The sequence below is a fragment of the Synechococcus sp. MIT S1220 genome, assembly GCF_047303025.1.
Lineage (GTDB): Bacteria > Cyanobacteriota > Cyanobacteriia > PCC-6307 > Cyanobiaceae > Parasynechococcus.
The window spans coordinates 158,494-180,673 of the sequence record NZ_CP138939.1; the positions used below are offsets into that span (position 1 = coordinate 158,494).

The 22,180-nt window shown below is 60.8% G+C and carries 26 protein-coding genes; 8 read left to right on the forward strand and 18 right to left on the reverse strand.

Going from position 1 to position 22,180, the window contains the following annotated elements; translation table 11 throughout:
• Positions 1 to 85: 85 nt before the first annotated feature.
• From SIB64_RS00850 to ruvB, 4 genes are read right to left on the reverse strand one after another with little or no spacing between them, the layout of a single operon-like run.
• Positions 86 to 310, reverse strand: a complete 225-nt coding sequence (locus tag SIB64_RS00850) for a DUF3188 domain-containing protein (protein ID WP_413441462.1) — start codon at positions 308 to 310, stop codon at positions 86 to 88.
• Positions 307 to 1,476: an amidohydrolase gene (locus tag SIB64_RS00855; RefSeq protein WP_413442809.1), complete on the reverse strand. Its 1,170-nt coding sequence runs from the start codon at positions 1,474 to 1,476 to the stop codon at positions 307 to 309. Before SIB64_RS00855 ends, SIB64_RS00850 begins: the two co-directional genes overlap by 4 nt.
• Entirely contained in the window at positions 1,473 to 2,249 is a 777-nt protein-coding gene (locus SIB64_RS00860; RefSeq protein ID WP_413441463.1) for a tetratricopeptide repeat protein, read from the reverse strand. Before SIB64_RS00860 ends, SIB64_RS00855 begins: the two co-directional genes overlap by 4 nt.
• Complete coding sequence (gene ruvB / locus SIB64_RS00865) at positions 2,246 to 3,304, reverse strand: Holliday junction branch migration DNA helicase RuvB (protein WP_413441464.1); 1,059 nt, start codon at positions 3,302 to 3,304, stop codon at positions 2,246 to 2,248. Before ruvB ends, SIB64_RS00860 begins: the two co-directional genes overlap by 4 nt.
• Positions 3,305 to 3,354: 50 nt before the next feature.
• Between ruvB and smpB the strand changes: the two genes are divergently transcribed.
• On the forward strand, positions 3,355 to 3,849 hold the full coding sequence (gene smpB / locus SIB64_RS00870) for an SsrA-binding protein SmpB (protein ID WP_413441465.1): 495 nt from the start codon (positions 3,355 to 3,357) through the stop codon (positions 3,847 to 3,849).
• Here the strand turns inward: smpB and SIB64_RS00875 are convergent, their stop codons facing one another.
• The gene (locus SIB64_RS00875) at positions 3,850 to 5,937 is read right to left on the reverse strand and encodes a serine/threonine protein kinase (RefSeq protein WP_413441466.1); all 2,088 of its coding nucleotides are present in this window, start codon (positions 5,935 to 5,937) and stop codon (positions 3,850 to 3,852) included.
• A 198-nt stretch (positions 5,938 to 6,135) separates the two neighbouring features.
• On the opposite strand from SIB64_RS00875, the gene egtB reads away from it, so the two are divergent.
• The 4 genes from egtB to SIB64_RS00895 are packed head-to-tail and all read left to right on the forward strand — an operon-like array spanning position 6,136 to position 8,982.
• On the forward strand, positions 6,136 to 7,299 hold the full coding sequence (egtB, locus tag SIB64_RS00880; RefSeq protein WP_413441467.1) for an ergothioneine biosynthesis protein EgtB: 1,164 nt from the start codon (positions 6,136 to 6,138) through the stop codon (positions 7,297 to 7,299).
• Positions 7,296 to 8,249 (forward strand): L-histidine N(alpha)-methyltransferase, encoded by a 954-nt coding sequence (gene egtD / locus SIB64_RS00885; RefSeq protein WP_413441468.1) that lies wholly within the window; start codon positions 7,296 to 7,298, stop codon positions 8,247 to 8,249. Before egtB ends, egtD begins: the two co-directional genes overlap by 4 nt.
• Before the next feature lie 20 nt (positions 8,250 to 8,269).
• On the forward strand, positions 8,270 to 8,506 hold the full coding sequence (locus SIB64_RS00890; RefSeq protein WP_413441469.1) for a hercynine metabolism small protein: 237 nt from the start codon (positions 8,270 to 8,272) through the stop codon (positions 8,504 to 8,506).
• Positions 8,503 to 8,982 carry a hercynine metabolism protein gene (locus SIB64_RS00895; protein WP_413441470.1) on the forward strand — a complete coding sequence of 160 codons (480 nt, stop codon included), beginning with the start codon at positions 8,503 to 8,505 and terminating at the stop codon, positions 8,980 to 8,982. The genes SIB64_RS00890 and SIB64_RS00895 overlap by 4 nt, the downstream gene beginning before the upstream one ends.
• 26 nt (positions 8,983 to 9,008) lie before the next feature.
• Here SIB64_RS00895 and SIB64_RS00900 read toward each other — a convergent pair whose 3' ends face one another.
• The 7 genes from SIB64_RS00900 to SIB64_RS00930 all read right to left on the reverse strand — a co-directional run bounded on the left by SIB64_RS00900 (position 9,009) and on the right by SIB64_RS00930 (position 15,324).
• Positions 9,009 to 9,272 (reverse strand): hypothetical protein, encoded by a 264-nt coding sequence (locus SIB64_RS00900; protein ID WP_006851112.1) that lies wholly within the window; start codon positions 9,270 to 9,272, stop codon positions 9,009 to 9,011.
• 27 nt (positions 9,273 to 9,299) lie between these two features.
• Positions 9,300 to 10,808 (reverse strand): lysine--tRNA ligase, encoded by a 1,509-nt coding sequence (gene lysS, locus SIB64_RS00905; RefSeq protein WP_413441471.1) that lies wholly within the window; start codon positions 10,806 to 10,808, stop codon positions 9,300 to 9,302.
• Positions 10,809 to 10,849: 41 nt separating this feature from the next.
• Positions 10,850 to 11,608 (reverse strand): response regulator transcription factor RpaB, encoded by a 759-nt coding sequence (gene rpaB / locus SIB64_RS00910; RefSeq protein WP_413441472.1) that lies wholly within the window; start codon positions 11,606 to 11,608, stop codon positions 10,850 to 10,852.
• Between the two features lie 110 nt (positions 11,609 to 11,718).
• Positions 11,719 to 13,014, reverse strand: coding sequence for an ABC transporter substrate-binding protein (locus SIB64_RS00915; RefSeq protein WP_413441473.1), 1,296 nt, complete (start codon positions 13,012 to 13,014; stop codon positions 11,719 to 11,721).
• On the reverse strand, positions 13,011 to 13,520 hold the full coding sequence (locus SIB64_RS00920; RefSeq protein ID WP_413441474.1) for a rod shape-determining protein MreD: 510 nt from the start codon (positions 13,518 to 13,520) through the stop codon (positions 13,011 to 13,013). The genes SIB64_RS00915 and SIB64_RS00920 overlap by 4 nt, the downstream gene beginning before the upstream one ends.
• Positions 13,521 to 13,522: 2 nt before the next feature.
• Positions 13,523 to 14,269, reverse strand: a complete 747-nt coding sequence (gene mreC, locus SIB64_RS00925; RefSeq protein WP_413441475.1) for a rod shape-determining protein MreC — start codon at positions 14,267 to 14,269, stop codon at positions 13,523 to 13,525.
• 2 nt (positions 14,270 to 14,271) lie between these two features.
• The gene (locus SIB64_RS00930; protein WP_413442810.1) at positions 14,272 to 15,324 is read right to left on the reverse strand and encodes a rod shape-determining protein; all 1,053 of its coding nucleotides are present in this window, start codon (positions 15,322 to 15,324) and stop codon (positions 14,272 to 14,274) included.
• A gap of 140 nt (positions 15,325 to 15,464) precedes the next feature.
• Between SIB64_RS00930 and SIB64_RS00935 the strand changes: the two genes are divergently transcribed.
• Positions 15,465 to 15,845 (forward strand): single-stranded DNA-binding protein, encoded by a 381-nt coding sequence (locus SIB64_RS00935; protein WP_413442811.1) that lies wholly within the window; start codon positions 15,465 to 15,467, stop codon positions 15,843 to 15,845.
• Positions 15,846 to 15,878: 33 nt separating this feature from the next.
• Here the strand turns inward: SIB64_RS00935 and SIB64_RS00940 are convergent, their stop codons facing one another.
• Positions 15,879 to 16,538, reverse strand: a complete 660-nt coding sequence (locus tag SIB64_RS00940; RefSeq protein ID WP_413442812.1) for a DedA family protein — start codon at positions 16,536 to 16,538, stop codon at positions 15,879 to 15,881.
• 64 nt (positions 16,539 to 16,602) lie between these two features.
• Positions 16,603 to 18,033, reverse strand: coding sequence for an adenosylhomocysteinase (gene ahcY, locus SIB64_RS00945; protein ID WP_413441476.1), 1,431 nt, complete (start codon positions 18,031 to 18,033; stop codon positions 16,603 to 16,605).
• A gap of 23 nt (positions 18,034 to 18,056) precedes the next feature.
• Between ahcY and tsaE the strand changes: the two genes are divergently transcribed.
• Positions 18,057 to 18,554 (forward strand): tRNA (adenosine(37)-N6)-threonylcarbamoyltransferase complex ATPase subunit type 1 TsaE, encoded by a 498-nt coding sequence (tsaE, locus tag SIB64_RS00950; RefSeq protein ID WP_413441477.1) that lies wholly within the window; start codon positions 18,057 to 18,059, stop codon positions 18,552 to 18,554.
• Here the strand turns inward: tsaE and SIB64_RS00955 are convergent.
• The 4 genes from SIB64_RS00955 to SIB64_RS00970 all read right to left on the reverse strand — a co-directional run bounded on the left by SIB64_RS00955 (position 18,521) and on the right by SIB64_RS00970 (position 21,709).
• On the reverse strand, positions 18,521 to 19,513 hold the full coding sequence (locus tag SIB64_RS00955; protein WP_413442813.1) for a carbohydrate kinase family protein: 993 nt from the start codon (positions 19,511 to 19,513) through the stop codon (positions 18,521 to 18,523). The genes tsaE and SIB64_RS00955 overlap by 34 nt on opposite strands.
• Positions 19,514 to 19,531: 18 nt before the next feature.
• The gene (gene mutT, locus SIB64_RS00960) at positions 19,532 to 20,695 is read right to left on the reverse strand and encodes an 8-oxo-dGTP diphosphatase MutT (RefSeq protein WP_413441478.1); all 1,164 of its coding nucleotides are present in this window, start codon (positions 20,693 to 20,695) and stop codon (positions 19,532 to 19,534) included.
• Entirely contained in the window at positions 20,695 to 21,441 is a 747-nt protein-coding gene (locus tag SIB64_RS00965; RefSeq protein ID WP_413441479.1) for a recombinase family protein, read from the reverse strand. Before SIB64_RS00965 ends, mutT begins: the two co-directional genes overlap by 1 nt.
• A 106-nt stretch (positions 21,442 to 21,547) precedes the next feature.
• Entirely contained in the window at positions 21,548 to 21,709 is a 162-nt protein-coding gene (locus SIB64_RS00970; RefSeq protein ID WP_413441480.1) for a hypothetical protein, read from the reverse strand.
• A gap of 119 nt (positions 21,710 to 21,828) precedes the next feature.
• On the opposite strand from SIB64_RS00970, the gene SIB64_RS00975 reads away from it, so the two are divergent.
• Positions 21,829 to 22,023, forward strand: a complete 195-nt coding sequence (locus tag SIB64_RS00975; RefSeq protein WP_413441481.1) for a hypothetical protein — start codon at positions 21,829 to 21,831, stop codon at positions 22,021 to 22,023.
• Positions 22,024 to 22,180 lie beyond the last annotated feature (157 nt).

A 22,180-nucleotide genomic window follows, 5' to 3' on the forward strand; every position in this document is an offset into this window, starting at 1 on the left:
TCTGGAGGGTTCAGGCTCGATTCGGTCGGATCAAACCGCAGCGAGACCGGCATTGATCAGAGCTCAGCTTTCAAAACTCAGCCTTTCAGTGCTCAGCCTTAGCGGCACGACTCCGAGACAGCGCCTCGAGCAACCGTCCACGACGGCGGCGGCGACCGACCGCACTGCTGACGATCAATCCAGACCCGACAAGCACAGCTGGAAGAGCCTGCACCTTGTCGCTGCCCTGACGATGCTGCGCCACCAAAAGCGCGAGCAGAACCAACAGAGGTGCTCCAAAGGACAGCCAGATCTGAACCTGCCGTCTCATCCGCCGCACCGCTCATGCATCCAGGCCAGGAGGGTGGCGCTGAGCACCTCGATTCCGGCCCCCAGAGCCTGTTCGTCAGGCTCAAAGCGACCGTTATGCAAAGGGGCGCATCCCTCTGGCCCCGCCACACCCAATCGCATCATCGTGCCCGGCACATCGCGCAGCAGCTCTGCGAAGTCCTCCGCCCCCAGGGAAGGCTGGCGAACCGGTTGCACCCTCTCTTCGCCAAGACAGGACCTGGCCGTTCGCTCAAGCAGTGCTGTGAGCTCAGGATCATTAACCACCGGCGGTGCAATGCACCGGTATCGCACCGTCGCACTGCCACCAGCACTCCTGCACAGGTCAGACACCGTGGACTCGATCCAAGCCGGCAGTCGATCATGGAGGGCGAGATCAACACAGCGCACTGTCCCGAGCAGACGCACCTGATCAGCAATCACATTGAACGCTTTCCCCCCTTCAATCTTGCCGAAACTGATCACCACCGGATCGAGCGCATTAAGGCGACGGGCGATGGACTGCTGCAGATCCGTGACCACCCGAGCCGCCATCCAGATCGCATCCACGGCCTGATGGGGCCTGGCGCCATGCCCGCCCACCCCGCGAACCGTGATCTCGAGTTCCCCGGCAGCGGCCGTGAGACATCCACTGCGCACACCGATCACCCCACCCTCGAGATCGGGGACCACATGGACCCCAAACAGGGCCTCCAGGCCAGCGGTCGCCCCTGCATCCCGCATCCAGATCGCCCCTTTGGCCAGCTCCTCCGCCGGCTGAAACAGCAAGCGGACTCGAGCGGGCAGGCTGGCTTCAGCGGCCAGCAAACGCGCCACACCCAGGCCGATGCAGGTGTGGATGTCGTGGCCACAGGCATGCATCACTCCCAGGCGCCTGGAGGCATAGGGCAGGCCGGTCTGCTCCTCGACCGGAAGAGCATCCATATCCACCCGCAAGCCAACCAGCGGGGCGTCCTCAGGGCCGCACTCCGCTACCACCCCGGTATGCCCGACTCCTTCCTGGACCCGCCAACCGATCCGCCGTAACTCCCCTGAAACAAGCGCTGCGGTCTGATGTTCCTCCCCGCTCAGCTCAGGGTGGGCATGAAGATGACGTCGCAAGTCAATCAGCTCAGGCAAGGCCTGATCCAGCAGTTCGCGGCCATTCATCTTGGCGTCAGAGCCAGGAAGGCCATCAGGTCCTCCGCTGGCTGAGGCGGCCAACGACGGATCTCCCGCAACCAATCGAGCTGTCGATAACGCTGATCAAGGCCAGCAGCAGCTGCCCAATGGCTTTCGGCCTCTCCAGACATCCCGCGTCGCCAAAGCAACCCACTGAGCGCTGCCCTGGCATCAGCAAACATCGGGTAGCGGCGAATCAGCTTGCGCAGCTCAGCCTCCGCCAAGCCAAGGTCGCCCACCTGCCAGGCCGCCAGCGCCTCACTGGAGCGGGCCATCGCGAAGCCAGGCTGCACCAGAAACGCTTCTCCAAACAAACGCCGAGCCTCGGACCAGTTGTCTTCCGATCCCCTCACGTTCCCGAGGTTGTACAAAGCTGCGGCGTCACTGGGATCGCGCTCCAATATCCAGAGATAATCCTCCGCCGCGGCCTGCCAATCCTGCAAAGCCTCTTCCGCGGTGCCGCGGTTGAGATGGGGATCAGCTTCGTCGGGAGCCAAGGCCATGGCCCGGGTCTGATCAGCGATCGCTCCATCCGGATCACCAAGAGCGAGACGCACGTTTCCACGGTTGCTGAGCGCAGCGGCATCCTTTGGTTGAAGTGTCAGCACCTGATCCCAGAGCGGCAAAGCCTGCTCGAAATCTCCAGTCCGACTCGCAGTCAGGGCCTGCTCATACAACTGTTGAGTGCTCGACGCAGCCCAGGCCTCAATGGGCCAGGTCACCTGCAAAACCAGCGCCAGCAAGACAAAGATTCGAATCATGCCGCCAGATCAGCTTGGAGATGATCTCTCCCGGCCTGGGTGACGACACGACCGCGCGGAGTTCGCATCAGGAAACCCTGCTGCAGCAGAAAAGGCTCAACGACCGCTTCAAGGGTGGCAGGATCATCCCCAAGTGCTGCCGCAAGGGTATCGAGGCCAACCGGGCCACCGCCGTACTGGTCCAGAAGTAAAGCAAGCAAGCGGCGATCGCTGGCATCCAAACCGCGATGATCCACGCGATGCAGACGCAACGCGTCTGCCACAAGCAATGCATCGATCGACTCCGTGGCTCCCTGCACGCTGGCCACATCCCGAACGCGCCGCAGCAACCGATTGGCAATCCGAGGGGTGCCACGACAGCAGCCTGCAATCTGGGTACAGGCAGCCGGCAAGAGACCGATGCCAAGCAAGCCGGCCGTGCGCGCGACGATTGATTCGAGATCGTCCTGGCCGTAAAACTCCAGACGTTGAATCAAGCCAAACCGATCGCGAAGGGGGGAACTGAGCGAACCAGCACGGGTCGTGGCGCCCACGAGGGTGAACGGCGGCAGCTCGAGCGAACGGGTGCGAGCGGTGCTGCCCTTGCCCACAGTGAGGTCCAGACGTCGATCCTCCATGGCGGGGTAGAGCAATTCCTCCGCCACCCTTGTCAGACGATGGATCTCATCGATGAATAACAGATCACGGGGCTGCAGGTTCATCAGCAGGCCAACGATGTCGCGAGGCCGCTCCAAAGCCGGTGCACTGGTAATCCGGCAAGACACCCCCAACTCCTCGGCCAGCACCAAGGCCATGGTGGTCTTCCCCAGACCAGGCGGCCCGTAAAGGAGGACATGGTCCAGGGCATCACCACGGCTGAGAGCGGCCTTCACGGCAATCCCGAGAACCTGCTTCAGCTCGCTCTGACCGAAGTAATCCTTCAGCCGCTTCGGTCGCAGACCATCTTCAGGCCGCGCCGCAGTTTCGTCCGGAGCTTGCTGCGCATCCAGCAGCGGCGTTGCGGCGGGTTGCCGGCGGGGAGTGTTGCGGCCAGCGCCGGAAGAAACAATCGCCATGCGGGAAGGGTACCCAGACCTGGATAGGGTCGGAAGACGCGGGCGTTGTCATGGGCAAAAGGGGAAAGAAAGCCGCTGCGGCAGCCAGGGCTGCCGCCAACCGACTGCTGGCGGACAATCGCCAGGCCAGACACCAATACGAGATCCTCGAAACCCTGGAAACCGGCATCGAATTGGTGGGCACTGAGGTGAAATCCATCCGGGCTGGTAAAGCCAACCTGCGCGACGGTTTCTGCCTCATCCGCAGCGGTGAATTACAGCTGCACAACGTGCATATCTCTCCCCACACCCATGCCAGCGGCTATTTCAATCACGATCCGCTGCGAACGCGCAAACTCTTGGCCCATCGGCGCGAAATTGACAAACTTCGAGGCCAGCTCGACCAAAAAGGTCTGACCCTTGTCCCGCTGAACCTTCACTTAAAGGGATCCTGGATCAAACTCACCATTGGCCTTGGGAAAGGCAGGAAGCTCCATGACAAACGTGCCGCAGAGAAGGAAAAACAAGCCAAAAACGAAGTGAAGGCCGCGATGGCCCGCTACTAGTCAGTCCTCATTAACAACCGAGTCATCGATCAACCATGGATCCTCCGCAGGAGCGAGATCCTGGACGTCCGATTCAGGTTCCATCAGGTCCCCGGTTGCAGAATCAGGGATTGGATTCGGATCCAGTTCCGGATTCGTTGACGAAGGAGGCATGGGACGCGGCACCAAGCCAGGCACTGGAGCTGGCATCGGCTGGATCACCGACGGGGATGAAGGAATGACGATCCGATCCGCACGGCAGGACATGGTGAGCAGCCCAGAGGCCACGCCTTCATTCGTGACCATCACCTGAACGGGCGATCCAGCTGCTGCCGACAGCTGGACCACTCGCAGGGGACCACGCTCCTTCTCCACCTGACCGTCCGACCTGAATACGGTCATCTGCATCAACGGTGTGCCGTTGATGCCGAGGACAAGGCCCAGGCCACGCGGCACAAGCACCGACATCAGACGCGCGCCCCCAGGCGGAACCCGGACAGAGAGTGTGGTGGGTTGCTGCGACTTGGCGGTGACCGACTGAATCGTCACATCCGCAAGACTCTGCATTGCCGCGGCATACCAGAGCTGCCGGTAGGGCTCCTCAGGGATCCGACCCTGCGCATCTCCTAGCAGCAGATTGCGTGCACCGGCGCTCACCAACTGCTCCACGACCCGCGCATGCACACCCTGTTCCACGAGGGACTGCTGCTGCTGGAGCCAATCGGCCTCCTGCAACTGGCCAAGCTGGGATCGCATCATTGGTGGCAGCTGTTCGATGCGGGCCATCCATTCCTCCGCCAGCTCGTTCCAGACCCGACGCAAGGGCGCATCGTCGAGGGAATCGGTGGGGAGCCGGCCACCGCGCTCAGGGAAACGACTGAGCAGGCTGCTGTCCACCAACTTCAAGAACCAACTGCGGTCCACCTGCAAAGCCCGCAGACGACTGAGCAGCTGCTGCCGTTCATCCACCTCCGCCGGAGGAAGACTGACAGCGGGCATACGGCCCACCACATCCCTATTCGTAGACGGCGCTGCACCACGGGAGGCATCCCTGGACAGCAGATACCAGCCGATGGCAGTGCCACACAAAGCCGACAGAGCCAATGCAGCCACGACGGGCCAAAGCCGACCTTCCGCTCCTTTCTCGCGTTCCTCAGCGCGGTTGCGCCGGCGTTGCGGAACCTCCAGCTCCGGAGCATCCGCCGGGGACGGCGGCGGAGCTGGGACCTGGACACTCGGCAAATCAAGGGCAATCGGCGCAAGCACAACCGTCCGATCCGATCGCGCCGTCGGCCCGGTTGTATCAGGCATTGACACCGCTTCCAGAGCTTTGAGCACCTCTGCAGCCGTTTCAAAGCGTTGTCCAGAGGACTCACTGATCAGACGCTCGAGCACGGCCCTGAACGCTGGATCGAGTTCCAGACCTTCGGGCCAGAGCCAGTCAGCACCACTGACGTCTATCAGTCCCTCAGCTGTCTTCCCGGACAGGAGCACGAGGGCGGTCACACCCAAGCCATGCAAATCCATCCAGGTAGCAGCCGCATCCTGGCGTCCCTGTGACCGCGGGGCGTAACCGGCTGTGGCTCCCGCCAAGGGAGCATCACCGATCGCCTGGATCAGACCAAAATCCAAGAGCACCGGAAGACCATCCACATCCCGGCGGAGCAGATTGCGCGGATTGATATCACCGTGCACAACGCCACGGCCGTGAACCATCGCCAGCACCGGCAGGATCTGGCGCAGCAACAACAGCACTTCACCAGCCCCGAAAACCAGCTGACGCTCTATGCGTTGCTGCAAGATCCGATCGAAACCGCTGCCCTCCTGCCAATCACGCACCGTCCAGAGCGAGCCCTCAGCATCGAACAACTCGCCGAACCGAGGCAGCTGGGAGTGCAGCAAGGACTGCAACACCGGCCAAAGCCGTCGGATCCGCGCAGATGGATCGTCAGCGCTGATCTGGCGAATCACCAAAGGGGTTTCGCCCGCTAGACAATCGACTCCTCGCCAGAGGCAACCCTGAACGGCATCAGGCTCGGAGAGACGCTCCTCCAGCCGGTAGCGATCAACCAAGACGATGCCTGCTTCTGCGACGCTGGATTCAGTCACAGACGGCGCGACTCAGACGGGCTGATCGTACCGGCGGTTTTCAGGTTTTTCTCCCTGCCAATTCGGTCGTCGGACCAAGGCCTTGAGGCTGTTTAGAGAGAAGCAATGGGTCGAAGACGGCTATCGACGGCTGGAATTCCCGCGTCCTGCAGTGACCATGCCACGCCTTTACCCTCATCGACGCAGGCTCCAGCGTCCGTGCCGATCTCTCTGCTTCTCAGCCAATCCCTCCGCTCGGTGCGAGCCCATACAGAAGCTTTGATCGCTCCCCTTGAACCCGAGGATCTTTGTCTTCAAGGGATGGCGGACGCTAGTCCGCCGAAATGGCATTTGGCCCACACCACGTGGTTCTTTGAGACCTTCGTTCTCCAACCGCATCTACCAAACCATCGCGCCTGCGATCCGCGCTGGGGCTATCAGTTCAATTCCTATTACGACGCCGTCGGCGACCGTCATCCCAGGCCCGAGCGAGGCCTGCTCAGCCGTCCTCCCATCCGAGACGTCCTGAGCTGGCGGCGCGATGTGGATGCAGCGCTGCAGCTGCTCCTCAACGACCCGCCCCCTGATGTACTCCCGCTCGTGGAACTGGGGCTTCATCACGAGCAACAGCACCAGGAACTCCTACTGATGGATCTTCTCGATGCCTTCCATCGACAGCCCCTCGCTCCGATCTACAACCAGGCAGCGGATCTGACAGCCCGCACCACGTCTCCGCAGTGGTTGAGCTGTGATGGCGGCCTTGTGGAGATCGGATTCGAGGGCAGCAGCTTTCATTTCGACAACGAGGCCCCGTGCCATCGGATCTGGCTGGAGCAATTCGCATTCAGCAGTGAGCTCGTCAGCGTTGGCGATTACCTGACGTTCATTCACGACGGTGGCTACCGACGGCCAGACCTCTGGATGAGCGAGGGCTGGGCCTTGGTGCAACAAGGGGGTTGGAGCGCGCCACGCTATTGGCGGCCCGGAGAACTGGAATTCACCCTGGCGGGCCTTCAACCCCTCGATCCCACCGCGCCGGTCCGCCATCTGAGCTGGTTTGAAGCGGACGCCTATGCCCGCTGGCACGGCAGCCGGCTGCCCAGCGAAGCGGAATGGGAGGTGGCCTGCGCCCTGCACGGTGATTCCGTCCAACACGCCCATGGCGTGCTCTGGCAATGGACCTCAAGTCCCTACCGGCCCTATCCAGGCTTCAGCCCGGCCGCCGGAGCGATCGGTGAGTACAACGGCAAATTCATGAGTTCCCAGATGGTGCTGCGGGGCAGCAGCTGGCTCACCCCCGAGGGCCATGCCCGCAACACCTACCGCAACTTCTTCCCTCCGGCGAGTCGCTGGATGGCCTCCGGACTGAGACTGGCGCGATGAGTGTGGATCTGATCGATCTCCATCCCACGCCCGACGATCTACAGCAGCTGGTGGAGGAAGGCCTGCGCAAGACACCCCGCCAACTGCCTGCCTGGTTGCTCTACGACGCAGCGGGGTCGCAACTGTTTGAAGAAATCTGCGCACAACCTGAATACACCCTGACCCGGACCGAAATCAGCCTTCTGCAAGAACGCGCCAAGGAAATCGCGACGTCGCTGGGCAGCGGTGTGATCGTGGAATTCGGGATCGGCAACACCCGCAAAGTGGCCCCCCTACTGCAGACGATCCAACCCAGCGCCTTCATCGCCCTGGAGATCAGCCGTTCCGCCCTTGAAAACACGCTGCAGGACCTGGATGATGCCCATCCAGGGATCAACATGTTGGGAATTTGCTGCGACCACAGCAACCTGCAGAGCTTGCCGACCCATCCCTGGCTGGAGGGACAACGGCGCATCGGATTTTTTCCCGGCAGTTCCCTCGGCAACTTCCAGCCCAAGGAGGCCGTGGCAGTGCTGGCGCGATTCCGTCAGTTGCTTGATGGCGGTCCGTTGTTGCTCGGCCTGGATCAACCCAGAGATCCCGCCCAGCTCGAGGCCGCCTATGACGACGCCGCGGGAGTCTCCGCCGCCTTTGCCCGCAATCTCTTGCATCGGCTCAACAGGGATCTGCAGGGAAGCATCGAACCGGAACGATTTGCCTATCGCGCCAGCTGGCAGGAGGCCCAACAACGGATCGAGATGGCCCTGGTCAGCCGCTGCGACCAGACACTGCAACTGGCCAACACCCGTTGGCACTTTGCGAGCGGGGAAACCCTGATCACGGAGCACAGCGTCAAATACAGCCCACAAGCGGCAGCGGAGCTGGTCGCCCAGGCGGGCTGGAGCATCCGCCAGCGCTGGCATGACTCCGACGACAACCTGTCTCTGCATTGTCTGGAGCCGTCAGACTGAAGTGGGACAACACCAACGGCATGAAACAGGACGCGCGTCGGCAGGCGATCAAGACTCAGCGTGAACAACTGATCCAGGATTTAGAAAGCCTCTACATGGATGCCTTCGACCGGCTAGGTCAGTTGGAAGGCGAGATCGGAGAAGTCAAGGCCGCCCAGTTCACCCAGATGATCCTGAACTCCAAGACGGCAGCGATTGAACCTCTGTTGAAGGAGATCGAGAAGCCTGTGATCACAACGCCCGGGAATGAGCCATGAACTGGCTCGAGCAACTCGAACGGGAGCTGGATCAACGCCTCTCAGCGTTCCTGCGCAACAACCCCATCCAGGATCAGCTGTTCCGCGATCAGCACCTACAGGACCGGGCCGCATCACTCAAACGCCAACGGCAGCAACTCCAGAAGGAAGCGGAGGAACAACGCCGCCAGCTTCTTGACCTAGCCGCCGATGTGCGCGGATGGCGCGACCGCACGATGCGGGCCAGACAGGCTGGAGCCAGCGATCTCGCCAGCAAAGCCGAGCGCCACCTGAGCGGACTGATGGAGCAGGGACGCAGCCTTTGGGGGGATCTGGAGGATCTTGGCCGCCGTTTCGAGGAGGTGGACCGCCAGCTGGAAACCCTCAATCAACAGCAGAAAGCCTCCAGACCCACCTCAATCGAACAGGACTGGGCGATGTTCGAAGCTGAGCAGGAACTGGAGGAGTTGAGACGTCAAAGCGGTCTGAACAAATGAATCAGCCATGGTTCAGACCTTCACCTTCATGCCTTCGGAGCGGGGGGCTCGAGGCTGACGCCTTCGGGGGGGGGCGTTGGATCAGGATCAGCGATCAGCATGTGCTGCAGAACGATTTCGGGTCGTTCGCTGTCTCTCCAACGGATGCGGTAGGCCGGCATCTTGGTTCCGCGGCTGGTGGTCTGCTCAACGGGCTCCATCACCCAACCACGGCGGGAACGACCCTGGGGATTCCGCTTGACCACGGCGTCAGCGTGCTTGAAGCGAAACCCTACGCGCTCACCACTCATGAGGTTTGGACCATGCCACTGCGTTCATTATCCCACTGAAGGGGCATCCTCTCCGCGTGACTCTGGACGAAGCAGCGGAAACGCGATCACGTCGCGGATTGACGGGCTGTCGGTTAGCAACATCACCAGCCGATCGATCCCGATTCCAAGCCCGCCGGTCGGTGGCATGCCCACTTCCAGCGCATTGACGAAATCCTCATCCAGTCCCTGTGCTTCCAGATCACCGGCAGCCTTTCGTGCTTGCTGGGCTTCCAGCCGTTCCCGCTGATCGACCGGATCGATGAGCTCACTGAAGGCATTGGCAGTTTCACGGCCGACGATGAACAACTCAAAGCGTTCCACAAGCCCAGGCTTGCTCCTGTGTTTGCGCGCCAAGGGGGAAATTTCGATCGGGTAATCGATCACGAATGTCGGCTGAATCAGCGCCGCCTCCACCTTCTGTTCAAAGGCTTCATTCAGCAGCCGACCGAGGCTGTCAGCGGCATCAGGAACCTCAAGGCCCACTTGCCGCATCGCCGCGGCCGCCTCATCCCGACTGCCGAACTGCTGAAAATCGAGTCCTGTGGCTTCCTCCACCAGCTCATGCATCGTCGCCCGTCGCCATGGAGGGGTCAGATCGATGTCCGTGTCCTGATAGGTGATGCGAGTTCCACCGCATACCTGCTCACAGACGGAGGCAATCATCGTCTCCGTCAGATCCATCATGTCGATGTAGTCGGCGTAAGCCTGATACACCTCAACCGAGGTGAACTCAGGATTGTGACGGGTGCTGACGCCTTCGTTGCGAAAGATACGGCCGAGTTCGTAAACCCGCTCAAAGCCTCCCACCACGAGCCGCTTGAGGTGCAACTCGGTGGCAATCCGCAAATAGAGCGGTAAGTCCAGGGTGTTGTGGTGCGTGATGAACGGCCTGGCGTCTGCCCCACCGGCTTCCGCTTGCAGCACCGGGGTTTCAATCTCCAGGAACTGGCGCTCATCCAGCCAGCGTCGGATGCCACTCACCAACAGAGCGCGACGGCGAAAGGTTTCACGGGACTGCGGCGAGACGATCAGATCGAGGTAGCGCTGGCGATAACGCTTTTCCACATCCGCCAAGCCATGCCATTTGTCCGGCAGGGGCTGCAACGCCTTGCTGAGCATCGTCCAATCCAACACCTTCACCGACAGCTCACCCCGGTCAGTGCGACGCAAACCACCGGTCACACCGATCCAGTCACCTGCATCCACCAGTGACGTGATCTGTTTGAAGGCTCCCTCCTGCCGCGCTTCCAGACCTGCTTTTTCCAGAAACAGCTGAATCGTGCCGGTCTCATCCGACAGGGTGAAGAAAGCGAGTTTGCCCATCACCCGACGGGTCATTACCCGGCCAGCAACCGAGACGGCCACATCACGCTCTTCTCCCTTAGGCAGATCGGCGTGCTGGTGCTGCAACGCCGCCATCCGGTCACTTGGCTTGTAATGCAAGGCATATGGATGCTTGCCCAGCGCCTCCAAGGCAGCAGCTTTCTCGAGACGGGTGTCGCGCAGTTCAGACAAAAGAGAAAGGGCAGACGCGCGCCATCCTGCCCGCCCGCCGATCAGGCGGTTGCTGCCTCACCAAGTCGCTGAGAGGAATATCCGATACCTCGAACCGTGAGAATGAGTTCAGGGTTACGGGGATCTGGCTCCAATTTTCCGCGGAGTCTGGCCACATAAACATCGACAACCCGCAGATCAGCTGCCCGTCGTGGTGGGTAGCCCCAGAGCTGTTCGAGAATCTCGGCACGGGGGACAACGTGACCGGGGTCGCGGAACAACAGCTCAAGCAAACTGAATTCCGTGTAGGTGAGGTTGATGCGGTCACCACCACGACTCACCTGACGGCGATTGGTATCAACAACAAGATCTCCCAAGCAAAGAACACCTTGACCTGTCGGAACCTCCCGGTTCTCGACCACTGCGTTACCACGCCCGACACGCCTCAGGATGGTGGAAATTCGCGCTTCAAGTTCTTTGGGACTGAAGGGTTTGGGAAGGTAATCGTCCGCCCCGAGATCAAGACCGGCCACCCGCTCAGAGATGGCTTCAACCGCTGAAAGAAAAATAATCGGAATACAGGACTCAGCTCGAAGTCGCCGGCACACAGCGAAACCATCCAGCTTCGGAAGCATGACGTCGAGAACGATCAAATCTGGAGATTCGCGGTGGAAGAGCTCAAGAGCTTCCTCCCCATCCTCAGCACAAATCACCTTGTAGCCAGACAACTGCAACCGCATGACAAGCACCCGCCTGACGGCAGCTTCGTCATCGACCACGAGAATCGTGGCTTTCTGTTGTAGGGGCTCTTCGCCCGACATCAGCCACTTCTTATCAATGGCTCGTTACCCTACCGTTCGGGACGAACGATTTGCCGAGAAGCCCCTTCTGAGTAGCCCGTTTTTCGAATGTCTTAAGAATTGCCCCCCTGTTAAGGCCAGCGCGATCTGGAGTAACGATTCCAGTCTGTGGCCGCACTCTCAATGGCCTGATCACTGCTCACCTGTCCGAGCATCGCTCGTTGCAGCTGCGTGTAAATAATTTTCTGCAACCGTTTGATCCCTGGTGAAGCGGGCACCAAAACCTGACCACGCTCGAGCGTGGTTGCTGACAGCTGCCGCGCCCTTCGAATCTGCGCGTCAAAAGCTGTTATCGGCGGCTCCTGATCGAGGGCCTCGCGGACCCGTTGCAAGGCTTGCTTGGACGATGGCAGCACCCGTGCCTCGGTCGCGAATCGAGCCTGATTGCTGGCATCGGTAAGGAAAAGCGCCAAAGCCAGAGCTGCCTCCGCACGAGAGCTCTGGCGCGGAACTGCCAACGTCATCAACGCCACATTGGCAACTCCATCGGATCCGGTGATCGGTGGATGGGGTTCAGTCACAGCTGCAACACCTGGAGCATTGGTCTGAATGCTGCGTAGGAACTCCGCTCCTGTGGCCGCCAAGGCGAGCTCGCCACTCTGAAAGAGTTCGATCGCCCGCCGCTGGCCCTGACTCACCACCTCTCGGGGCAACCATCCACCCCGATAAAGGTCCGTCCAAAAGCGAAAGGCCCGCCGGCCGGCTGGACCATCAAAAGCTGCACGACGGCGTTGATCAAGGAGAGTCACCCCCATCTGCACCATGGTCTCGAGCATCTCAGCAGAATCGTCCGGGACCACAGTGGTGAAGAGGCCATAACGTCCTGTGCGCTCGCGTATCCGGCGGGCGAATTCAGGCACCTCATGCCAGAACCGTGGTGGAGCCTCGAGGCCGGCCTGATCAAGCAACTGCCGGTTGACCAGGCTGAGCCTCACTGTGAGATACCAGGGCAGGGCAATCTGTCCGGCCTCAGGATCCCTGCAGGCCTGCCAGACCGAAGGCAAGTAGAGCTCTTCCGCGCCGTCTGGCAAAAGCGGGTTGAGATCGGTCAGCCCCCCTTTGCTCGCCAGGTTGGCAGCGAACGGTGGATTCAGGTTCACCACATCCGGAGCAGTGCGGGCAAACACCGCCGCCAAGAGCTTGCGCTCCACCGAGCCCCAGGGCAGATCGGTCCAGCGCACCGGCTGATTTTTATGGCGGCGATCCCAGCGCGAAAACAGCTCTTCGAAATAAGGATTGAATTTGGGCGCGAGCTGCAAGGTCCAGAGATCCAGAGGCCGGTCAGCGCTGGCACGGGGAGCGCATGCCGCAAGGGCAAATGCTCCTGACGCGGTGAGCAACTGCCTGCGGGTCCATACGCTGCTCATCCCGGCGCCCTCCGCCGCCAAAACAGCAACTGAATCGAGACGAGCATCGGTGCAAGCAAGGCGGTGATCAATGCCTGACTCCAGAGGGTCTGCAAACCCCAGCCACGCATCCAGGGGTCCAGTGTCCCGCCACTCTGAATCCAGAGCTGCAGGATCAGACTGAGACCCAGACCGACACTGCCGATCCAGGAGAGAAGCCCAAGGTTGAGGCTCCGCTGAATCGGCGGAGCCCGCCGACCGAGGCGCCCCCACCACCAACCGAGAAGCAACAAAGCCGGCACCTGACTTGGCCCCCCCAACGTCAACCCATCGAGCAGGAGACCCAGGGCGACACCCGCAATCCCTCCAGACACTGGTCCATCCACCAAGGCCCAGGGCAGCAGCCACAGCACCGCCCAGGCCGGACCCACCCCCAAGACACCCAGCCAGGCAGGGTTGGACAAGGTGAGGATCGGAACCACCAAAGCCGAGGCAACACAGATCGGCTGGCGATGAAGACGAACCATGGTCAGCGCGTGCGCACCTGCACCCAGTCGATCGCTTCGGGCGCCGCAATCAGCTGGACCACTGCATGGGGTGCCGGTACAGCCCGCTCATTCACCGACTGGACCACACCCACGGGAACATTCGCTGGCAGCATCGTGCTAGCAGGTGAGGTGCTCACTATGTCCCCAGGACGGACCTGGGGATCCTTTTCTATAAAGCGAAGCTGAGGCCGACTGGTGCCAAGACCCACCAGCAGGCCATGGCTGCGAGTGCGCGGCAGCCAAACACCGATCTCATTTCCAGGCGCCGTCAACAACTTCACCCGGCTCGTCGCAGGGGTCACGCTCTGAATCCGGCCGACAAGACCGCCGGGGCCAAGCACCGCATCGCCAGCGGAGAGGCCCTGCAGAGCACCCTTGCCCAGTTCCATCTGCTGCCACCAACCCCGGGTTGTGCGGGAGATCACCGCCGCAGACACCTGCCCATCCCCCTCACCGTTGTTCTGCAGACCTACAAGGCCCCGTAGCCGGCGATTGTCATCCTCGAGCAGCTTCAACTTGGCCAGCTGCTCCAGATCTACCGCCGCATCAAGCCATTCCCGTTGGGCTGAACCTGGCCAGAACGGCCGGCTCAGAAGGGAATAAGCGTCTGCAAATCCGGCTCCCTTGCTGAGGCGCACCAGGAGGAGAATCGACATCAGCGCCAGCCATGGCCAAAGCCGGCCGAAACGGCGCCATCGGCTGTTGCCGGGCCATTGGGTCGGACCCACGCTCAGGCGCTGACGGCTGAGCGGACGAATTCAGGGGTATCCACAACCCGTTGCAGGCGCTTCCAGTCCTCCAGCACCTGACCGCAGCCGTTCACAACACAAAGGAGAGGATCCTCAGCCACATGCACGAAAATTCCTGTTTCATGGCTAATCAGGTCACTGATCCCGCGAACGAGGGCACCCCCACCCGCCAGCATGATGCCGCGGTCAACGATGTCGGCTGCTAGTTCGGGTGGCGTGCGCTCGAGGGTGCGTTTGACCGCTTCAACAATCACTTTGAGCGGTTCAGCGATCGCCTCTCGCAGATCCCCCGCCTTGAGGTTGATGGTGCGCGGCAGACCGGAGAGCAGATGCAGACCCCGCACGTCCATGGATTGCTGGTCGAACTCGTCATCAGGGAAGGCCGAGCCAATGCGGATCTTGATGTCTTCAGCTGTACGTTCACCAACCACCATGTTGTGGACTTTTTTCAGGTAAACACCAATCGCATCGCTGATCTCATCACCAGCGACCCGGACCGATTCACTCAGCACAGTGCCGCCCAGGCTGAGCACCGCCACCTCCGTGGTGCCACCACCGATATCGACAATCATCGTGCCCACAGGCTCGGTGACGGGCAGACCGGCACCGATTGCAGCGGCCACGGGCTCATCAATCAAATGCACCTCGCGAGCGCCAACCATTCCGGCCTCACGCACCGCCCGGCGTTCCACACCGGTCACACCACTTGGAATGCCGACAACCAGGCGAGGAGCCATGATCCCCCGGCCTTCATTGCCCTTGTTGATGAAGGTTTTCAGCATCTGCTCAGCCGCGTCGAAATCTGCGATCACCCCATCACGCAGAGGACGCACCGCCCGAATGTTGCCCGGGGTACGCCCCAGCATCAACTTCGCCTCATCGCCTACGGCCAGCGTCACACCGCGATCGAGATCGAGTGCCACAACCGAGGGCTCCTGCATCACGATTCCGCGTCCGGAGACGTAGATCAGAGTGTTGGCTGTGCCCAGATCGATGCCGATGTCTCGTGACAGCTGAAAGCGACGGAGGAACACAGACACCTGATCAGATCGACGAAGTTTAAAGGCGTTCTCTGAATCGTCCTGATACAACCGACCGGGATGGTGGAACTCCTTGAAAGCAGCCACATCAACCGTGGCGCATCATGACCCTCAAAACCAGGAGCCATTCATTCATGGGAGTGAATTCCGTCACCCTCGTCGGCCGTGCCGGCCGTGATCCTGAAGTTCGTTACTTCGAATCCGGCAGCGTGGTCGCCAACCTCACCATGGCCGTGAACCGTCGCAGCCGTGACGATGAACCCGATTGGTTCAATCTCGAGATCTGGGGGAAACAAGCCCAGGTCGCGGCGGACTACGTCAAGAAAGGATCCCTGCTGGGGATCATCGGAAGCTTCAAACTCGATCGCTGGACTGATCGCAACAGCGGCGAGGAGCGCAGCAAACCCGTGGTGCGTGTTGACCGCCTGGAGCTGTTGGGCTCCAAACGGGACAACGAAGCTGCAGCTGGCAACTTCGGCGGTGGGCAGGCCTCCGATGAGGAGATCCCCTTCTGATCAAGCGCTGATTGAAGCAGGTGGTGCCGGCGTTCAGTCCGATGACTGACGCCGGCGACAGATCCGCATGCCAAGCCAGATTCCGCCAGCCAAGACAACCACCACAAGCACGACCTTGATCACCTTGGAGACCGGGTCGATCCAAACCTCAACGTTGCTGTAGCCCTCGCCGAGCACCATCCCCGCCACCGTTAACAGCGCTGTCCAGATCAGGCTTCCCGCCGTTGTCCAGATCAGAAACGGCGCGAGGGGCATCATCTCGATCCCAGCCGGTACGGAGATCAAGGTGCGGATCCCGGGCACGAGCCGTCCCCAGAACACCAGGGCGGTGCCGTATCTATTGAACCAGCGACGGCTGCGGGCCAGCTCCTGGGCACTGATGCCGATCCAACGCCCGTGGCGTTCCAGCCAGTGCTCGATGCGCTCTTCATTGATTAACCGACCGATGCCGTACCAGGGAAAAGCACCGAGAACGGTACCGAGCAGACCAGCCATCACCACAGGAACTAGTTCGAGCTGCCCCTGGTGCACGTAAAAGCCACCCAGAGGCATAATCAGCTCTGAAGGGATGGGCGGGAACAGATTCTCCAGAAACATCGCCGCGAAGATGGCGATGTACCCAAGCCATTGGTTGGCCTCCACGGCCTGCCCGATTAGCTCTGGCAGCTGGGTGACAAGTTCAGAAAGCCCCATGGAGCCCAGCGAGAGACCGCGCAAGTCTTCCATGGGAACGCTGGGGCGACGGAGATCAGATCGATCAGTAGCGGTAGTGGTCGGGCTTGAACGGACCCTCGACAGGCACGTTGATGTAATCGGCTTGATCTTTGCTGAGCTCGGTAAGCTTGGCTCCGATTCGGCCGAGGTGGAGGCGGGCCACCATCTCATCGAGGTGCTTGGGAAGCACATACACCTCCTTGCCATACTCGCCGCCCTTCGTGAACAGCTCGATCTGTGCCAGCACCTGGTTGGTGAACGAGTTGCTCATCACGAAACTTGGGTGGCCTGTGGCGCAGCCCAGGTTCACCAGACGACCCTCAGCCAAAAGGATGATCCGATTGCCGCTGGGCAGGGTGATGTGGTCGACCTGGGGCTTGATGTTCTCCCACTCATAGTTCTTGAGGGAGGCGACATCGATTTCGTTGTCGAAGTGGCCGATGTTGCAGACGATCGCCTCATCCTTCATCTTCACCAGGTGCTCGTTGCGAATCACCTGGTAATTGCCAGTGGCGGTCACAAAGATATCCATCTCCTCAACCACATCCTCCAGACGGACGACGCGATATCCCTCCATCGCAGCCTGAAGGGCACAGATCGGATCAACCTCAGCGATGCAGACGGTGGCACCAAGACCGCGCAGGGACTGGGCTGAACCCTTGCCCACATCCCCATAACCGATCACGAGAGCCTGCTTGCCGGCCACCATCACGTCGGTGGCACGCTTGATGCTGTCCACCAGGGACTCTCGGCAGCCGTAGAGGTTGTCGAACTTGCTCTTGGTGACGGAATCGTTGACGTTAATGGCGGGGAAAGGAAGCTCACCGCTCTTCTGCATCTTGTAGAGGCGGGCCACTCCGGTGGTGGTCTCCTCTGTTACACCCTGAATCTGCGCCTTGATGCGTGAATAAAAGGACGAATCTCGGGCCAGCTTCTTCTTGATCGAAGCAAACAGGAAGGTCTCCTCCTCGTTGCCAGGGTTGTCCAGCACGGAAATGTCCTGTTCCGCCTTGCTGCCCAGCATCACCAGACCGGTGGCATCACCACCGTCGTCGAGGATCATGTTTGGTGAACCACCATCGCTCCATTCGAGGATGCGGTGGGTGTAGTCCCAGTACTCCTCAAGGGTTTCTCCCTTTACGGCAAACACAGGGATGCCTCGGGCTGCGATCGCTGCCGCAGCGTGGTCTTGCGTTGAAAAGATGTTGCAAGACGCCCAACGCACCTCAGCGCCAAGCTCCACCAGGGTCTCGATCAGAACAGCGGTCTGGATCGTCATGTGCAGCGAGCCTGCGATGCGGGCCCCCTTCAGAGGCTTGTCGCTGCCGAACTTCTCCCGTAGTGCCATCAAACCGGGCATTTCGGTTTCTGCGATATCGAGCTCCTTGCGGCCGAAGTCGGCCTGTTGGATGTCGGCGACGACACAGTCTGTGCCGAGCTTCAGCTCAGCGACACTGGTAGGTGCTGCCACCATGACGTAATGCTCCCTTGTGATGCGTGGAGGTGAATCTCTGGCGAGACGCCGAGGCTTCGGGCTTGCCTGAACCGGACTTTACAGGGTGTAACTGGAACCTTGAGACCCTTGAGAAGACTCATGCCCTCGGTCACCAGCTGTTGTGCCTTATTCCCAACGACTCCATCCTCCTGCTGAGCGGCCCCCTGGGAGCCGGCAAGACCTCACTGGTGCAAGGCCTCGCAGAAGGCCTGGGAATCAGCGAGCCGATTACCAGTCCCACCTTTGCGCTGGCCCAGCACTACCCCCAGGGAACACCCCGGTTGGTGCATCTGGATCTCTACAGGCTTGAGATGGCTGCCGCAGCCGATGAGCTGTTTCTCCAAGAAGAGGAAGAGGCCAGAGCGACTGGGGCCCTGCTCGCCGTGGAATGGCCGGAACGCCTCAGCCTGGTGCTGCCGGAGGCATGGCAACTCAACTTGAATCACGAAGGTGATGGACGCAAGGCTCAGCTGATCCCGCCCAAAAATGTCTCGACTTGAATCTCGTTCGGCTGCGGATCAATCGCCCCAGCACCGCCACAAACCAACGCACCACAGGCCGCTGCAAAGCGCAATCGCTCGGTCACTGGCCGGTTCCAACGATGCAACAGACCAGCGGTGAAGGCATCACCAGCCCCGGTGGTGTCCACCACCTCGGGAGGAGCAAGGACCGGCAGCGTGAACACGCCACCTTCAACGCAGCAACGCACGGGCTCTGCCCCATCGGTGACCACAACATCGGGACGCTGCGGAAGGGCCTGGGACACCGAAGCCGGATCGTCGGTTTGAAAGAACCAAAGCGCCTCTTCCCGAGCAAGCTTGATCAGGGACGCCCTCTCCAACAGCTCACGAATGGCCTTCAACGCGGAAGCCGTGGGCCCGCTGGCTGGATCTGCAGTGGCATCCCAGAAGGTGGGGCGCCAGTTCACATCCAAAGCAACAGGGATCCCCTGATCAGCCGCCCATTCCAAAAGAGTGTGCAGCGCTGCAGCTGAGGCAGGGGAGGCTTGGGGGATGGTGCCGATCAACAGCCAACGGGCCGCAGAGGTCAGGCTCGGAAGCAAATCACGCCAAGGGCGGCTCTCAACCGCCTGGTCCGCAAAGCCAACACCCTGATCACCTGCGAACCCCTGGAACACCCGTTCCCCTGCCGCCGTGCGCCGCACCAACACAGTGCGCGTGGAATGCGTTGGGTCCAGCTGAACCCCACGCTGATCGACGCCACGGTCAGTGAACAGGCGTTGAAACGCAGCGCCGCTGCTGTCGTCACCAAGACGCCCAAGAAAAGCAACCGGCGTTCCCAGATGCGCCAGGGCGCACGCCACATTCGCTGGCGCACCGCCGAGCCGGTCATCCACAGGTCGATCAACGGCTGGATCACCCCCGGGCGGACCGAGTCGGTCGATCAACGCCTCTCCGAAGCAGAGCACCTGTGGGGCGTCCAAGCTGTGCTCCGCCATACGGCGATCTCCCAACTTCTACCCATCAGGGTGGGCAGAGCCCCTCAACTTGCCAAGCAAGGCCTCGATGATGCGGGCGTTGGCTGCTGGAAAGGCATAGTCCGACAACTGCGCTGGTGGCACCCAACGCGCCTGCTGACTGGCGAGGGGCTGCGGCTCACCTGAAACCCAGTCGCAGAGATGCACCACGAACCGCAGCTTCTTGTGGCTGTAGGCGTGATCAACGGTGATCAATTCCTCTCCCACCGTCACCGCAATGGCAAGTTCCTCCTTCAGCTCCCGGGCGATACAGTCTTCAATCGCCTCACCCGGCTCCTGCTTGCCACCCGGAAACTCCCACATCCCCCCCAACAACCCTTCCTCCACCCGCTGGTCAATCAACACCTCCCCTGCGGCATTAAGCACCACACCGACGCCGATCACCTGGAAGGGCAGGGGTTTGGAGGCGTCGGTCACGGGCCAGCGACAAGGTTCGCCGGAAGCGTAGGCAGCACATGCACTGGGCCAAGGGCACTGATCGCACGCAGGGTTTCGAGGTGTGCACACCGTCGCCCCGAGATCCATCAGCGCCTGGTTGAAATCCCGCGGCCTGGACGCATCGAGCAGGGCTGTGCTCCAGCCCCAGAACAGCACCTCATCGCGTGCCGGCGGGCGCGGATGGGCCGCCAATCGCGCCAAAACGCGTTTGACGTTGCCATCCAGGATCGGTAGCGGTGCATTAAAGGCACTGGAGAGGATGCTTCCGGCGGTGGTGCGGCCGATGCCGGGAAGATCCGTCCAACCGTCCAACGTTCGTGGCCAGCCCTGCGTCACCAACTGCTGTGCTGCTTCATGCAGCCGGCGGGCCCTGGAGTAATAGCCGAGGCCCTGCCACTGCAAGCGCACCTGCTCCAGGGACGCTGCCGCCAGTGCATCCACCGTGGGGAATATGGCCATCCAGCGCATCCAGTACGGCAGAACAACCAGCAACTGGGTTTGCTGCAGCATCACCTCGGCAATCCAGCACTCCAGGACATTCAGATGTTCATGAGGTTCGGGCCACCTGCCGTCCTTGGTGAACATCCACGGCTTCAGGGCAGGGTCCTTCCGACCATGAACTTCCCACCAGGCCAACAGGGATTGACTGAGCTCGGCCGCCAGAGGACTGAAGTCGCGATGCTCGGCGCTGCTTCGTTGACCCATCAGGCAGCGACCCCGGCCTGGTCACTGCCCAGCAGCTTTCCCGACAAATCCAAGCGCTGGAGGATCCGACCGATCTGGGCCGGTGCGAGAGGACGCCCTGACCTACTGAGCTTGCCAACACCTGCAAGCGCATCAGCCATGGCCCTGTAACTCAAGCCTGCACGAACCATTGGCTCGAGAACTCCACGCAGACCCTCCGCCTCAGCAATGGCCTTTTGCTTGCGCTCTGAAGCCCGCTCAGCCGCACCTTGCCGGTATCCCCCCAGGCGAACACCTCTGGCCTTGGCCGCGGCCAACGCTTCCTTAGTGCGCTCGCTGATCCGACGTGCTTCGAACTCAGCCACGCTGGCCATCATCGTGAGCACCATCCGACCAGCACTGGTGGTGGCATCAATGTCTGGCAGGTCGCAGAAGACAAAGCCACCCATCCCGTTCTTCTCGGCCTCGTTGGCGAGCTTCAAGACGAAGCCAGCGTCACGAGCCAGCCGGTCGATCTTGGCAACAGCAATCACGGCCTTCTCGGCACGGGCCTGGGAGAGGGCCGCAGCCAACTGAGGGCGGTCGCTCTTACGGCCGCTCTCAACTTCCACGAACTCTGCAGCGATGACCGCCCCCCGCTCAGCCGCCATGGCCGACACCTTCGAGCGCTGAGCCTCGAGGCCAAGGCCGGACTGACCCTGTCGATCGGTACTGACCCGGTAGTAAGCGAGCCAACGGGCCGGAGACGCATCAGAAGTGGACGCCATAAACAAGACCGGCTTGTTCCACAAATCTACGGGGGATGAACCTGTAACAGCTGCTGCGTGTGCATGAACTTTGCTGGCTGAATTGCGACCACCTCGCAAAGTCGAGTCAGTTGCTGATCAGCTGAGTGAACTGTCTCTTGTCGACAGCGACGCATCCGAGTGACGCTTCAAGCGATTGCCTGTCAGGGAACAACGGACTCCCCGGCGCCCACAGCTCGCAGTTGTCGCTGTTGTCCTCGTAGTACGAGGCCTTCCAGGTCACGCGCATTTTTTTTGTCAAGCCCAGGTAGCGCACCACCGCCCCAATCGTTCTGGCTGGCTGTGCGGTGATGGCAGTACTACCGGCGCAAAGTCAAAGGCGGCTCTAGGTGCCATTGGGGCTCAAGGATGCTGAAACGACTGGTTGCAAAAGGTAGAAGCAGTCAAAGCAGGAAGAACCGGGTCTCACCAGGTCAGCAGAAATTACCTTTTGCTTTTGACATTCGCCTTCATCAAATTCCAGAAGACTGGCATCAAACTGCGGTGATATTTAGAAGAGCAAATGGAATCCGTGATGGTGATTCACGTCAATTGCTGTGGTGATTTAAAGAAAATATGAACGTATCCTTAGAGGCAGCAAATAAAGACAGTGAACTTGTATAGACTGATTTTTTTATATGTAAATTGAATACTGAACTCACTATGTAAGCTCCTTTAGAACTCTGATCGTGCCAGGTATTGAAGGGAGTTATGGGCTGTT